This is a genomic window from Pannonibacter sp. CBAS1226, from assembly GCF_055685825.1.
Window position 1 is genome coordinate 26,391 of the sequence record NZ_JBVOUO010000006.1, and the last position, 14,626, is coordinate 41,016.

A 14,626-nucleotide genomic window follows, 5' to 3' on the forward strand; every position below is an offset into this window, starting at 1 on the left:
TTCATTCCGCCGCCTCCAGTCCCAGCACGGCCATGGGCCGGAATTCATGCTTGTCCTTGCCCGAGACACGCTCGGACCACGGGTCGGTCTGCGCGAATTTCTGCGAATAGACGAAGCGCTCGAAATAGGCGCGGCGGCGGTCGCCATCTTCCATGATCTGGCGGCGCACCTCGTCGTGGCCGATGCGCTTGGCCCACTTGTAGATGCGCTCCAGATAATGGCCCTGCTCGCGGTACATCTGGATCAGCGCCGTGATGTGCTCCAGCGCCTCATCCTCGGTATGGACAAGGCCCAGAACATCCGTGCCCTTGATGTCGAGCCCGGCCGCGCCTGCGAAATGGATCTCGTAGCCGCTGTCGACACAGATCACGCCGACGTCCTTGCAGGTGGCCTCGGCGCAGTTGCGCGGACAGCCGGAGACGGCGAGCTTCACCTTGGCCGGCGTCCAGGAGCCCCAGAGGAACTTTTCCAGCCGCACACCCAGACCGGTCGAATCCTGCGTGCCGAAGCGGCACCAATCCGAGCCGACACAGGTCTTTACCGTGCGCAGGCCCTTGGCATAGGCGTGGCCGGAGACGAACCCGGCCTTGCCGAGATCCTCCCAGACGGCGGGCAAGTCTTCCTTCTTCACCCCCAGCATGTCGATGCGCTGGCCGCCCGTGACCTTGACGGCGGGAATGGCGAACTTGTCCACCACATCGGCGATGGCTCTCAGTTCCGAGGCCGAGGTCATGCCGCCCCACATGCGCGGCACGACGGAATAGGTGCCGTCCTTCTGGATGTTGGCGTGGACGCGCTCGTTGATGAAGCGCGACTGGCTGTCATCCTCGTATTCGCCCGGCCAGTCGGCCATCAGGTAGTAGTTGAGCGCCGGCCGGCACTTGGCGCAGCCGCCGGAGGTGGACCAGTTCAGCTCCTGCATCACCGCCGGAATGGACTTCAGCTTCTTCGCCTTGATCAGGCGGCGCACCTCGTCGTGGCTGTGCGTGGTGCAGCCGCACATGGGCTTCACCGCCTGCGCCTCGAACCTGTCGCCCAGCGTCAGCTGCATCACCTTTTCCACCAGCCCCGTGCAATTGCCGCAGGAGGCGGAGGCCTTGGTGTGGGCGCGGACCTCCTCAAGGCTGGTCAGGCCCTTGGCCGTGATAGCCGAGACGATGGTTCCCTTGCACACGCCGTTGCAGCCGCAGATTTCCGCATCATCCGCCAACGCCGCAACGGCCGCCGTAGGGTCCAGTGCGCCCCCTCCCTGGAAGGCCTGCCCGAAGATCAGCGTTTCGCGCAGATCCGAGATATCCGTGCCCTTCTTCTTCAGATCCGCAAACCACGCGGCATCGCCGGTCTCGCCGAAGAGGACCGAGCCGATGATGCGGTTGTCCTTGAGGATCAGCCGCTTGTAGACGCCCGCGCTGGCATCGCGCAGGACGATTTCCTCCCGGTCCTCGCTTTCGGCAAAGTCCCCCAGCGAGAACAGGTCAATGCCGGTCACCTTGAGCTTGGTGGGCGTGTCCTGATGGACGAAGCCCTTCACGTCGGCGCCCGTCACCGGCTTTGCCAGTTCGCCCGCCAGCACCCGTGCCATCTCATAAAGCGGCGCGACAAGACCATAGACCTGCCCGCCCACTTCCGCGCATTCGCCGAGAGAGAAGATATCCGGATCACTGGTGCGCATGTGGTCATCGACGAGGATGCCCCGGTTCACCTCAAGCCCTGCCTCGCGGGCAAGGCCTGCGTTGGGGCGGATGCCCGCCGCCATGACGACGAGCGTCGCGGGCACTTCCGTGCCATCCTGCAGCGCGACCGCACGGACCTTGCCGGTGTCATCGGCCAGCAGCGCCTGCGTGTTGGCGCGGGTTATCACCTTGATGCCGCGCTCTTCCAGCGAGCGCTGCAGCAGATAGCCAGCCGCCGGATCGAGTTGACGCTCCATCAGCGTCGGCATCACGTGCAGCACGGTCACATCCATGCCGCGCGCCTTCAGCCCGGCAGCCGCTTCCAGCCCCAGCAGACCGCCGCCGATGACCACCGCCGTCTCGCGGGCCTGCGCGGCCAGCAGCATGGCGTCCACGTCATCCAGATCGCGGTAGGTGATGACGCCTCTCAGGTCCTTGCCCGGCACGGGCAGGATGAAGGGCACCGAGCCGGTGGCGATCACCAGCTTGTCGTAGGCTGCAATCTCACCCTGATCGGAGGTGACCGTCTTTGCCTCACGGTCGATGGCGGTGATGCGGTGGCCCTTGTAGAGGGTGATGCCGTTGCGGATGTACCAGCCATCGCCATGGATGATGATGTCCTCAAAGGCCTTTTCGCCCGAGAGAACCGGCGACAGCATGATGCGGTCGTAGTTCACGCGCGGTTCGGCATTGAAGATGGTGATGTCGTAAAGGTCCGGTGCCTGCTCCAGCAGATGCTCCAGCATCCGCCCTGGGGCCATGCCATTGCCGGCGATAACGAGTTTCTGGCGCATGGGGCTCACTCCGCCGCTTCCACGAAGCGGTGACGCTCGTAGAGGAATTTCAGGACAGCCTCGCGGCACTTCAGATAGGTGCGGTCGGAGGCCAGCTCGATGCGGTTGCGCGGACGCTCGATCGGCACCTCCAGCACCTCGCCGATGCAGGCGGCCGGGCCGTTGGTCATCATCACGATGCGGTCCGACAGCAGTACGGCCTCGTCCACGTCATGGGTGATCATGATCATGGTGTTGCCGAGCCTTGCGTGGATCTCCATCACCGCATCCTGCAGATGGGCGCGGGTCAGCGCATCCAGCGCGCCGAAGGGTTCGTCCAGCAGCAGCACCTTGGGTTCCATGGACAGCGCCCGGGCGATGCCGACGCGCTGCTTCATGCCGCCGGAAATTTCCGCAGGACGCTTGCTGCCGGCATGGGCCATCTGCACCAGATCGAGATTGTGCATCACCCAGTCGTGCCGCTCGGCCTTGCTCTTGCGGCCGCGGAACACCTTGGAGACGGCGAGATCGACATTCTCGTAGACGGTCAGCCAGGGCAGAAGGCTGTGGTTCTGGAAGACGACCGCCCGCTCCGGGCCGGGGGCATCCACCACCTGCCCTTCCAGAAACACCACACCCGTCGTCGCCGGGGTCAGCCCGGCGATGATGTTGAGCACCGTGGACTTGCCGCAGCCGGAGTGGCCGATGATGGAGATGAACTCGCCCTTGTCCGCATTGAGGGAAACCTCACGCAGCACCTCGGACTTGAGGCCCGCACGCTCGTAGGTCTTGGAGACAAGCTGCAGGGAAAGATAGGACTGTGCCATGCCGGTTCTCCTGTTCAGGCGGTCGCGGTGCCGCGGGTGACGAGGCGGCCTGCAAAGGCGATGAGACGGTCAAGGAAGAAGCCGACGACCCCGACATAGACGAGGGCGACGATGATGTCGCTGATCAGCGACGAGTTCCATGCGTCCCAGATGAAGAAGCCGATGCCGACGCCGCCGATGAGCATTTCCGCCGCCACGATGGCGAGCCAGGACAGGCCGATGCCGATGCGCAGGCCCGTGAAGATGTAGGGCGCGGCAGCCGGCAGCATGATCTTGGCGAAATACTCGAAGCCGTTCAGCCGCAGCACCCTGGCAACGTTCTGATAGTCCTGCGGAATGTTGCGGATGCCGACCGCCGTATTGATGATGATCGGCCAGACGGCGGTGATGAAGATGACGAAGATGGCTGAGGGGCTTCCATCCTGAAAGGCGGCCAGCGACAGGGGCAGCCAGGCCAGCGGCGGCACGGTGCGCAGCACCTGGAAGATCGGATCGAGACCCCGCATCGCCCACTGGCTGGAGCCGACGAGCACGCCAAGGCCGATGCCCACCACAACGGAGAAGGCATAGCCGACAGCCACGCGCTGCAGGCTGGCAAGGATCTGCCAGAACATGCCCTGATCGATGCCCTGCCCTTCATAGAACGGATGGGCAATGATCTCCCAGCTTTCCGACAGCACCCTGGAAGGGGCCGGCAGGCTGGAGGTCGGCGAGGAGCACAGCACCTGCCAGATGGCCAGAAGCACGGCGAGGGTGATCACGGGCGGCAGCAGCGTTTCAGACGCACTGCGGGCAAGCGCCTGGGCGCGGGTGAAATGGCTGCTTGTCTTCATGGGGCGGGTAAAGGCGATGACGCTGGCCGTTGCCTTGCGTATCGCGGCGTCCTTCATCTTCAGCTGGGTCTGGGGCATCGGGTTCTCCCTCGGGTCTTCGTCAGTCCCGGAGCGGTGCGTCCCCGCTCCGGGGCATCTCATGCTGCCTTCAGGCGATCCGCGTAATCGCAAGGCTCTTCAGGTAGGCTTCGGGGTTTTCCGGGTCGAAGACCTTGCCGTCGAAGAAGGTTTCCACCCCGCGCGAGGTGGAGGCCGGGATATCGGTGACGCCCAGCGTCTTGGCCGCCTCGCGCCACAGGTCCTCGCGGTTCACCTGCGCAATCAGCGCCTTGATGTCCGTCTCCGGCTCGAACTTGCCCCAGCGGATGTCTTCGGTGAGGAACCAGGCATCGTGGCTCTGGAACGGATAGGAGGCGTGGTCGCGCCAGAACTTCATGAAATGCGGGCTGTCCTCGACGACCTTGCCGTTGCCGTAGTCATATTCGCCCTTCAGGCGGTCAACGATGTCCTTGGCCGGAACGTTGAACCATGCGCGCTTGCCGACGATTTCGGCCAGTTCTTCCTTGTTGGCCATGTCATCGCACCACTGGGCCGCTTCCATGGTGGCCATCAGCAGGGCCTGCGCGGCGCGCGGGTTCTTCTCCACCCAGTCGGCACGCATGCCCAGCGACTTCTCGGGGTGCTTGTTCCACAGCTCCGCCGTGTTGACGGCGGTGAAGCCGATGCCCTGATTGACCAGCTGCTCGTTCCAGGGCTCGCCGACGCAGAAGCAGTCCATGGTGCCGACCTTCATGTTGGCCACCATCTGCGGCGGCGGCACGACGATGGTCTCGACGTCCGTGTCCGGATCGATGCCGCCGGCGGCCAGCCAGTAGCGGATCCACAGGTCATGGGTGCCACCGGGGAAGGTCATGGCTGCCTTGGCCGGATTGCCTGCTGCCTTGCGCGCGGCAAAGGCCTCGCGCAGCACACCGGAATCAAGCCCGACCTGCAGGTCCTTGTAGGCCGAGCCCACCGAAATGCCCTGCGCATCCAGATTGAGGCGGGCGAGAATGACCATGGGCAGCGGCACGTTGTTCTGCGTCACCTTGCCGGCGGAGATGAGGTAGGGCATCGGCGTCAGGATATGCGCGCCATCAATGCCGTTGCCTTGCGAGCCCAGCACCAGATTGTCACGCGTGGTGCCCCAGGAGGCCTGCTTCACCACTTCCACATCCGGCATGCCGTATTTGGCGAAGAGCCCCTTCTCCTTGGCCACGATCAGCGGCGCGGAATCGGTGAGCGCGATGAAGCCGAGAACGGCGCGGGTTGTCTCTGGCCCAGCCCCTTGTGCAAAGGCGCCGGAGGGAAAGGCCGACTTCACAGCCCCGGCAAGGGCGGCGGCGGCGGTGGACTTCAACAAGGTGCGGCGGCTGAGGCCGGCTGTGGTGATGCTCATCGTGTCTGTCCCCTTCTTTGCCCGGGCCCTTCTGTTTTTCCTGGAGCCCAAAACAAAAAACGCCGCCCGGTGACTGCGCGCGGGAAGGGAGGTTCCCGGCTGCAAACCAAGCGACGTCGATGTCTCTCGTGAACGCTGATATGTGCGTTCGATGGTTCCGGTCGCCGTTGACCGGACTGCAATCTTAAAAGCAAGCGCCGTGCCAGATGCGTGCCGCTGCGGTAGAATATTGATTTACAAGGGCTTTTTGAGAAGCCAGGCTTTGAACCTCCGGCAGGCGCTTATCAGAACCGCCACCTTTTTATGCACCATCATGCAGTGCAGCAACTTATCTGCACAAATTGAATCCACTCACACTTCAGACAGCGGCACCGGCTCACCGGGTCTGCGGCGCACCGGGAAGCCCTCCACATGGGCCATGATGTCCTGGGGATCGAAGCGTGCGCCATCCATGAAGGCGGCTGCCGTCAGAGCGGCATCCTCCAGATCCGCATCCGCATCTGCTCCAAGGGCCATGCGGTAGAGATCCGGGCGGCAGGAACCTGCGGCCTTCTCCGCCAGCGCCTGTGAAAACCCGGCCTGCCCCCATCGGATCATCTGGCTGTAGATCCACAGCGCCAGCGTGCGGTTCGGCACATTCGAGCTCTGCCCGTGAAAGCGGAAGTAACTGTCGATCCGGCGGGTGCGGCCATGGGCATCAAGGCTGAATTCGCCCGCCAGAACGCGGCGCAGAATGTCCTTTGGCGCGCCCAGATAGCGCGGATCGGCAAGGATCGCGGCCAGGTCATCATGGTTTTCCGGCGCCTGACACCAGCGCGCCGCCCGGTCGAGCGCCACGATCAGCCGCATCACCGTGTCCTGATTGGCATCGGCCCATTCGGGGCGCATGGCCAGCACCTTTTCCGGCGCCAGCGGCCAGATGTCCTGCTTGACCGCAACGATGCGCCCGACACCGCGTTCGCAGGCAATCATGTTCCACGGCGCACCGACGCAGAAACCGTCAATGGCGCCTGCTTCCAGCGCATCGGAGGTCATGGGCGGCGGCACGACCACCAGCCGCACATCCGCATCCGGATCAATGCCGCCGGCCGCCAGCCAGTAGCGGAACTCATAGTTATGGGAGGAAAACGGATAGGTGACGCCCAGCGTCAGCGGCGCCATGCCGCCTTCCCGCCGCGCCCGCACCACCAGCGCCAAAGCCCTGGCGCAGCCCAGCGCATCAGCCCGCTCCACCCCTTCGGAAAGTGCGGCCATTTCCTCGAACAGCCGCAGCGCCAGCGTGATGGCATTGCCGCCCTGCCCCAGAAAGAAGGGCGTGACCGCAGGCGACGGGTTGGAGCCAAGCCCGAGTTGCGCTGCCACCGGCATGGGCGAGAGCATGTGGGCGATGTCGAACTGGCGGAAGGCGAGCCGGTCGCGCACATTGGCCCAGGAGACATCGCGCACCAGTTCCAGCCGCAGGCCCTCGCGTTCGGCAAAGCCCGCCTCGGCAGCGGCCAGCAGGATCGAGGCGTCAACGAGCGGAATGAAGCCGGCCCTGAGCACGCGCGGCTCCCGTCCCGGCCCCTTGCCGGGCAGGGGAAGATCGGGGGCATGTGCCGGGTGTGCGTTCATCCTGTCCTGCTCCTTCTGCGCGTCCCCCCGCGCGGGCCTGCCGCTCACAGCAGCAGCCCGGCTGCGGTCACCACGCTCTGGGCGATGTCCGCAATCTTCTTCTTCTCGTTCATCGCCGTCTGCCGCAGCAGCGTGAAGGCTTCTTCCTCGCTAAGCCCACGGGATTTCATCAAAATGCCCTTGGCCCGCTCCACCACCTTGCGCTCTTCCAGCGCGTTGCGCGCCTCGGCCAGTTCCTGCTGCAGCCGGGTGAAGGCGTTGAACCGGGCAATGGCCATGTCGAGGATCGGCTTCACCCGCTCCTGCCGCAGCCCATCGACCACATAGGCGGACACGCCAGCCTCCACCGCCGCCGCGACCATGCCGCTTTCCGAGCGGTCGACGAACATGGCAATCGGCCGCTGGGCCGCGCGCGACACCTGAAACAGATGCTCCAGCTGGTCACGGTTGGGGTTTTCCAGATCGATCACGATCACATCCGGGTCGATCTCGACGATGCGGCGCACCAGCCCGTCCATGCTGGACAGGAGGATCACCCGCTCATGCCCAGCCTCCCGCAATCCGCGCTCGATGATCGAGGCGCGAATGTCATTCTCATCGATCACGAGTACGGTCAGGGCAGCGTCCATGGCGCGATTATGCCGGGGCTTTCCCGCAGCGCAATATCACCCCCTGCCCGTTTTATAGGCATGCCGCGCAAGAGGACCCGAAAGGCCCTTTGCCCCACCCTTCCCCCCTGTCCGGATTTCCGGACGGGGCACTGCTCTCTTGTTCGGAAATCCGGACAGGGGAGCAGAACAAAGCATTATAATCGTTGATAATAAAGAGAAAATCGACCTGGCACGCCTCTTGCCAATACAGGGCAAACAGCAAGAGGGATGCAAGCCGTGAGCTTTGAGTGGAGCATAGTTGCCGCACTGGCGGGCGCGTTGATTGCGCGGCCAGCTGCATCATTTCTGGGGCGCAATACCGGTTGGGTGATGTGCCTCATCCCCCTGGCCATCTTTGCCTCACTGCTGATGCAGGCCGGACAGGTGGCATCCGGCGGGGCGCTGACGGCGCAACTGGCCTGGGTGCCGTCGCTGGGCGTGGAGCTGTCGTTCCGCCTGGACGGCTTCTCGCTGCTCTTCGGCCTGCTGATCAGCGGCATCGGCACGCTGGTGGTGATCTATGCCGGCGCCTATTTCGCCGAAAAGCCCAGTTCCGAGATTGGCCGCTTCCTCGGCCTCATCCTGCTGTTCATGGCCGCGATGCTCGGCACGGTGCTCTCCGACAACCTGATCGTCATGTTCGTCTTCTGGGAACTGACGAGCCTTGCCTCCTTCCTGCTCATCGGCTTTGACGGCCACAAGGAAGCGGCGCGCAAGTCTGCCCTGCAGTCGCTGGTCGTCACCGGCGGCGGCGGCCTGGTGCTGTTTGCGGGCATTCTCGTCATCGGCATGACCATGGGCACCTTCTCCTTCACCGAGGTTCTGGCCCGTTCCGGCGAACTCGTGGCGAGCCCCTGGGCCGGGACGATCGCGGTGCTGATCATGATCGGCGCCTTCACCAAGAGCGCGCAGTTCCCCTTCCACTTCTGGCTGCCGAATGCCATGGCCGCGCCGACGCCGGCCTCCGCCTATCTGCATTCGGCCACCATGGTGAAGCTGGGCGTGTTCCTGCTGGCTCGGTTTGACGGCGTCTTTGCCGGGATGCCCGCCTTCGGCCAGACGCTCGTCATCGTCGGCTCGCTGACCATGATCGTCGCCGCCCTGCAGGCCCTGCGCGCCGAAGGTTTCAAGGCCGTGCTGGCCCAGTCCACCGTCGCCTCGCTCGGCATTCTGGTGATGCTGATCGGCCTGACCGGGGAAGTGGCGGCCGTCGCAACAGCCGGGTTCATCCTCGCCCACGCGCTTTACAAGGCGGCGCTGTTCTTCTGTGCAGGCACCGCCATCCATGCCACGGGCGAAGCCAACCTGAACAGGCTCGGCGGCCTTGCCCGCTTCCTGCCGGTCACTGCGGTTGCAGCCGTGCTGGCCAGCCTGTCGATGGCCGGCCTGCCGCCCTTCGTCGGCTTCATCTCCAAGGAGTACCTGTTCGAGGCACAGCTTGCCAGCGACTGGAACTTCCTGCCCGTCGCCGCTGCCGTTCTCGTCAATGCGGTCATGGTGGGCGTAGCCGGTGTGGTGTCGATCCGCCCGTTCTACTTCAAGGCCGAGCGTGTCAGCGAAGTGCATCATGGCGAGACGCCGGGCCTGCTCGTGGGGCCGCTGCTGCTGGCCGCCGGCGGCATCCTGATCGGCCTCGTGCCCGGTCCGGTGGCCCAGTGGCTCATCGCCCCTGCCGCTTCGGCCCTCTATGGCCAGCCGGTGGATGTGTCCTTCAAGCTCTGGCACGGCCTGACGCCGATGCTGATGCTGTCGGCGCTGGTCATCACCATCGGTGCCGTGATCGTGCTGCAGTGGACCCGCATCCACAACACGCTGCGCCACTATGACCGGTTCTATGCCTGGCTGGGTGACCGCTTCTATCACAAGGCGCTCAACGGCCTTCTGGACACGGCGCGCCTGTCGACCCGCGTGCTGCAGAACGGCGACCAGCACCGCTACACCACCATCGTGCTGCTAACGGTGATTGCAGGCCTTGCCTTCGCCTTCTTCGCCGCGCCGTCCTGGGACTTCCTGGCCGGTGAGGGCCGCATCCGCATCTCCGTGGTGCTGGTGCTGCTGCTCACGGCAGCAGGCGCCATTGCAACGGTCTTCGTGCGCTCGCTGATCGCCGGGCTCGTGGCAGCGGGCGTCACCGGCTTCGGCTCTGCCGTGGTGTTCATGCTCAACGGTGCCCCGGACCTCGCCCTGACGCAGACGGCTGTTGAAACGCTGATCGTCATCCTGATGACGGCGGTGCTGCTGCGCCTGCCCTCGCGGCGCCGTCATTCGCGCAGCGTCAACGAGCGCCGCCGCGACGGCCTGATCGCCACCGGCTTTGCCGTGATCATGTTCGTCGCGCTTGCCTCCATCGGCGTCACCCCGGTTGATCTGCGCCTGTCCGAATATTTCGGCGAAACCAGCTACCTGGAGGCCTATGGCCGCAACGTCGTCAACGTGATCCTCGTGGATTACCGCGCCATCGACACGCTGGGTGAGATCGCCGTCGTCGCCCTCGCAACCATCGCCGCCTGGGGCCTGCTGCGCGGTGCCCGCAAACCTGCAGGCAAGCCCGCAAGCACGCCCATAAGCGCACCAGCCACCACGAAGGAGTGACAGCCATGTCCATTATCTTCTCAACCATGTCCCGCCTCGTCTTCGTGCTGCTGCTCGTGGTGTCCGTCTACATGCTGTTCCGCGGTCACAACGAACCGGGCGGCGGCTTCATCGGCGGACTGTTCGCAGCCCTCGGCTTCGCGCTGCTGGCACTGGCCGGCAGCGTGGAGACCGCCCGCCGGGCACTGATGGTTCACCCCATCGCACTGATGGGCTGCGGCTTGTTCCTGTCCTTCATCAGCGGCCTGCCGGGCCTGTTCTCGGATGGCTCGTTCCTGACCCACTGGTGGGCGGAACTCGGCTCTGCCCATGTGGGCACCGCCACGATCTTCGATATCGGCGTCTTCATGGTCGTCATTGGCGGCGTGCTGTCGCTGGTCTTCCGGTTCTATGAGGGAGTGGAACAGTGAGCCTCATCTACGCCTTTGCCATTTCCGCCCAGATGGGCGCAGGCATCTATCTGCTGCTGTCGCGGCACGTGGTGCGCATCCTCTTCGGCGTCGTGCTGCTGTCGGCGGCTGTGAACCTCCTGATCTTCGTCGCGGGCGGGCTGCAGTTCACCGCCCCGCCGATCATCGAAAAGGGTGCGCAGGTGCTTGGCGCAGAATCGGCAAATCCCCTGCCCCAGGCGCTGATCCTGACCGCCATCGTCATCGGCTTTGCGCTGGTGGCCTTTGCTGCCGCCCTCGTGCTCAAGGCCTACTCGGCCCTCGGCTCCGTCTTCACCGACGAGCAGAATGCGGCCGAAGAACTCGGCTCGCCCTTTGACAAGGAGGCCACCCGCAATGGCTGACACGCTTCTCCTCTGGCCCGTCATCCTGCCGCTGGCAGCCGCCGCGCTGGCCGCCGCCTTCCATGTCTGGCCGGCCGTGCAGCGCGCCGTGGCCCTTACCGGCATGACCCTCACGCTGGCCGCCTCAGTGCTGGTGCTGCGGGAGGTCATGACCGGCACGATCCTGACCAAGGCCTTCGGAGGCTGGGCGCCGCCCTTCGGCATCGTCTTTGCCGCGGACCGCTTCAGCGCGGCCATGGTGGTGATTTCCAGCCTGCTGGCCCTGTGTGCGCTGGTCTTTGCCCTCGCGGACCTGCGCCAGCGCCAGATCCGTTCGGGCTTCTACCCGCTGTTCCTCGGCCTGATGACCGGCGTCAACGGCGCCTTTCTGACCGGCGACATCTTCAACCTCTATGTCTGGTTTGAAGTGATGCTGATCGCAACGCTCGGCCTCATCACGCTGGACCGCACCCGTGCGCAGATCGACGGGGCGATCAAATATGCGGTGCTGAACCTGTTCTCGACCATCCTGTTCCTGATGGCGATCGGGCTGCTCTATGGCGCCACCGGCACGCTGAACATGGCGGATCTCGCCACCGTTCTGCCGCGCACGGAATCCTCGGCGGCACTCAGCCTGGCGGCGATGATGTTCCTGCTGGCCTTCGGCATCAAGGCGGGCTTCTTCCCGATGTTCTTCTGGCTGCCGGCCTCCTATCACACGGCTTCGATCATCGTTTCGGCGGTGTTTGCGGGCCTTTTGACGAAGGTGGGCGTCTATGCGCTGTTCCGCGTCTTCACCCTACTCTTCGAGGTGGACAACGGCGGACTGAAGCCGCTGATGGCCCTGTTCGCGGCCGGGACCATGCTGTTCGGCGTCTTTGGCGCGGCGGTGCAGTGGGACGTGCGGCGCATCCTGTCGTTCCACATCATCAGCCAGATCGGCTACATCATGCTGGGCCTTGCCATCGCAACGCCGCTGGCTCTGGCAGGCGCGGTCTTCTACATCATCCACCACATCGTGGTGAAGGCGAACCTGTTCTTCATCGCAGGCGCCATCCACCGGGCGACCGGGTCCTTCGACCTGCGCAAGTCCGGCGGGCTGATGAAGTCCTCGCCGCTGCTCGCGGTGCTGTTTGCCATCCCCGCCCTGTCGCTGGCCGGTATCCCGCCGATGTCGGGCTTCTGGGCCAAGTTCATGGTGGTGGATGCCTCCTTCCAGAATGATGCCGCCTGGCTTGCAGCCGTCGCGCTCTTTGTCGGCCTCCTGACGATCTTCTCCATGAGCAAGATCTGGATCGAGGCCTTCTGGAAGGAGCCGGTCCGCAAGCTCAAGGCCCGCCCGGTGCCGCTGGCCATGGTGGCCCCCATCGTGGTGCTGGGCGTCATCACCGTCGCCATCGGTTTCAATCCGGAGCCGCTGATCGCCTTCTCCAACCTCGCCGGCGAGAGCCTCGGCAATCCGTCGGAGTTCATTAGCGCCTTCGATACCGAACTCAAGACCGCAGGAGTGACGCCATGACCCTCGCCATTCGCATCGGCCAGTCCGCAATTCTCGGGCTCGTGTTCCTGAGAGAACTGGTGGCCTCGTCCATCACGGTGGCCCGGCAGGTTCTGGGCAACCGCACGGCACTGCGCCCGGCCATTGTTGCCGTGCCGGTCAACCTGCGCAGCCGCGCCGGGGTCACAGCCCTTGCCAACTGCGTCAGCCTGACACCGGGCACCACTTCGCTGCATGTGAGCGAGGACCTCAGCACCCTCTATGTGCATGTCCTCAATGCCCCGGACCCGGATGTGGTCGCAGCCAACATCAAGGGCACGTTCGAAAAGCGCATCAAGGAGATTGAAGGATGATCGAGTTTCTGGACAGCTACCTGACCCTCTTCGCCGCCATCCTGATCGCGATCCTGATGGTGCCCCTGACGCTTGCCGCCATCCGCATGGTCACCGGCCCCGGCTATGCCGACCGTTTCGTCGCGCTGGACATGCTGACCGGCATCGCCGTCGCCATCGCCGCGCTGACCATGATCGGCACCGGGCGCCGCGAATTTCTGGACATCGCCTTCGGCATCGCGCTGATCGGCTTCCTGGCCACCTGCTCGCTGTCGGCGCTGCTTGAGAAGAAGAAGGAGGACAAGTGATGCTTCTGCTGCTTTCCGTCCTGTTGAAACTGGCCGGTACCGGCTTCCTGTGCATCGCGGCCCTCGGGGTCATGAAGCTGCCCGACCCGTTCCAGCGCATGCATGCCGCCACCAAGGCGGGCACCCTTGGCGCAGGCCTCGTGCTCCTCGGCAGCATCATCGCCCATGGAGACATAGAAGCGGTGGTGCTGGGCCTGCTGACCCTGCTGTTCCTGCTGCTGACCGTGCCTGTCGCCGGTCATCTTCTGGGTCGGGCCGCCTATGTTTCCGGTGCCCGTCTGGCGCTCGCCGGAGGGGACGCGCTGGAGGGTGTGCTGCGCCGGGCACCCCAGCCGCTGGACGAGCGCACCCAATGGCCGACCGGCTGGCCGGCCGGGGAGGCTGTGCTTGAGCCGGACGAGCGCCCTGCCGAAGCCCCGTTCCGCCATCTCGTGGAGCCGCGCGGTGCCCTGAAGCCGTTTCCGGCGCTGGAAGCTGTCCGCTTCGCGGTGATCGACGGTGAAGTGCAGCCGCCGGCCGACCGGGCCTGTGCCATCGCCAAAGGCAATGGTGCCGGTCTGACGGCCTATGTGCTGATCGACACCCACGCCATTGCCGCATCCAGTGATCACGCGCAGATGCGCCGGCGGATCCGCGACAAGGCCAGCGCCGCGCTGCGGGCCCTGAAGACCTGCACATCCCGGGCCTCGTCCGAGCCGGTCCTCGTCTATGACGAAGGCGATCCGGAGCAGCTTCTCCTGTGTGCGGACGAGCCGGGCCGGACCCTGCTTGTGCTGCCCTGCAAGGGCTGGTTCCACCATCAGGCCGAAGGCCGGCGGGACCTGACCACCTGGGATCCGGACGGGTTGCTGCGGCTGCCGTCGAGCCACCGCGGCCCGGTCCTGTTCACCTCCGGCAAAACACTGCCGGAAAGCGCCCGCACGCTCGTGGTGCGCGATTGCGGCGAAGAGCACCTGCCCGCCCTGACCGAATGGGCCCTGCTCAGCGGCTTGTGGGACGTGACGAAGCTTGTCCATGTCACCAACCAGCCGGACAGCCCCTCGCATCTTGCTGGCGTTGCCCGCCGCTTTGGCTGTGACTATGTGCAGCTGGCCGCAGAAGGTGACGACAGCTCCATCCCGGCAGGGGCGGAAGGCGTGCGCGCCGTCATACTCGGCCACACACCCCGGCCGCTGCGCACCAGCTGGTACGGCACGCCCTGGCGGGAGCGCATCGCACCGGGACTGGAAAGCGACGTGCTGATCATGGAGCCGCAGACCGGCAATCCGGCATAAAGCTCTGGCACGCCGGCTTGTGGTTGGGCTATTGCAATTGGA

At 65.0% G+C, this 14,626-nt stretch carries 13 protein-coding genes; 7 read left to right on the forward strand and 6 right to left on the reverse strand.

The features are described from left to right. Position 1: 1 nt before the first annotated feature. The 6 genes from nirB to AC0CMF_RS16740 form a co-directional block, all read right to left on the reverse strand. Complete coding sequence (nirB, locus tag AC0CMF_RS16715) at positions 2-2,467, reverse strand: nitrite reductase large subunit NirB (protein ID WP_374630346.1); 2,466 nt, start codon at positions 2,465-2,467, stop codon at positions 2-4. A 5-nt stretch (positions 2,468-2,472) separates the two neighbouring features. After that, the gene (locus AC0CMF_RS16720; protein WP_019966568.1) at positions 2,473-3,273 is read right to left on the reverse strand and encodes an ABC transporter ATP-binding protein; all 801 of its coding nucleotides are present in this window, start codon (positions 3,271-3,273) and stop codon (positions 2,473-2,475) included. A gap of 14 nt (positions 3,274-3,287) precedes the next feature. After that, a complete protein-coding gene (gene ntrB, locus AC0CMF_RS16725) occupies positions 3,288-4,184 on the reverse strand; it encodes a nitrate ABC transporter permease (RefSeq protein WP_374630347.1) in 897 nt (298 codons plus the stop codon). Between the two features lie 70 nt (positions 4,185-4,254). Beyond that, positions 4,255-5,544 (reverse strand): CmpA/NrtA family ABC transporter substrate-binding protein, encoded by a 1,290-nt coding sequence (locus AC0CMF_RS16730; protein ID WP_058899055.1) that lies wholly within the window; start codon positions 5,542-5,544, stop codon positions 4,255-4,257. A gap of 351 nt (positions 5,545-5,895) precedes the next feature. Further along, positions 5,896-7,158, reverse strand: a complete 1,263-nt coding sequence (locus AC0CMF_RS16735; protein ID WP_374630348.1) for a CmpA/NrtA family ABC transporter substrate-binding protein — start codon at positions 7,156-7,158, stop codon at positions 5,896-5,898. A gap of 44 nt (positions 7,159-7,202) precedes the next feature. Next, the gene (locus AC0CMF_RS16740; protein WP_050473100.1) at positions 7,203-7,787 is read right to left on the reverse strand and encodes an ANTAR domain-containing response regulator; all 585 of its coding nucleotides are present in this window, start codon (positions 7,785-7,787) and stop codon (positions 7,203-7,205) included. A gap of 249 nt (positions 7,788-8,036) precedes the next feature. Here AC0CMF_RS16740 and mbhE point away from each other — a divergent pair, with 249 nt between their 5' ends. Genes mbhE through mnhG form a run of 7 tightly spaced genes read left to right on the forward strand, consistent with a single transcriptional unit; the run spans position 8,037 to position 14,584 of the window. Then, entirely contained in the window at positions 8,037-10,400 is a 2,364-nt protein-coding gene (gene mbhE, locus AC0CMF_RS16745) for a hydrogen gas-evolving membrane-bound hydrogenase subunit E (protein WP_058899053.1), read from the forward strand. Between the two features lie 5 nt (positions 10,401-10,405). Continuing rightward, positions 10,406-10,810 carry an MnhB domain-containing protein gene (locus AC0CMF_RS16750; protein ID WP_050473098.1) on the forward strand — a complete coding sequence of 135 codons (405 nt, stop codon included), beginning with the start codon at positions 10,406-10,408 and terminating at the stop codon, positions 10,808-10,810. Further along, a complete protein-coding gene (locus AC0CMF_RS16755; protein ID WP_050473097.1) occupies positions 10,807-11,193 on the forward strand; it encodes an NADH-quinone oxidoreductase subunit K in 387 nt (128 codons plus the stop codon). Before AC0CMF_RS16750 ends, AC0CMF_RS16755 begins: the two co-directional genes overlap by 4 nt. Next, on the forward strand, positions 11,186-12,691 hold the full coding sequence (locus AC0CMF_RS16760; protein ID WP_058899051.1) for a Na+/H+ antiporter subunit D: 1,506 nt from the start codon (positions 11,186-11,188) through the stop codon (positions 12,689-12,691). Before AC0CMF_RS16755 ends, AC0CMF_RS16760 begins: the two co-directional genes overlap by 8 nt. Continuing rightward, entirely contained in the window at positions 12,688-13,023 is a 336-nt protein-coding gene (locus tag AC0CMF_RS16765; protein ID WP_058899050.1) for a Na+/H+ antiporter subunit E, read from the forward strand. Before AC0CMF_RS16760 ends, AC0CMF_RS16765 begins: the two co-directional genes overlap by 4 nt. Next, the gene (locus tag AC0CMF_RS16770; RefSeq protein ID WP_050473094.1) at positions 13,020-13,310 is read left to right on the forward strand and encodes an MrpF/PhaF family protein; all 291 of its coding nucleotides are present in this window, start codon (positions 13,020-13,022) and stop codon (positions 13,308-13,310) included. Before AC0CMF_RS16765 ends, AC0CMF_RS16770 begins: the two co-directional genes overlap by 4 nt. Then, positions 13,310-14,584: a monovalent cation/H(+) antiporter subunit G gene (gene mnhG, locus AC0CMF_RS16775; RefSeq protein WP_374630349.1), complete on the forward strand. Its 1,275-nt coding sequence runs from the start codon at positions 13,310-13,312 to the stop codon at positions 14,582-14,584. The genes AC0CMF_RS16770 and mnhG overlap by 1 nt, the downstream gene beginning before the upstream one ends. Positions 14,585-14,626: the final 42 nt, after the last annotated feature.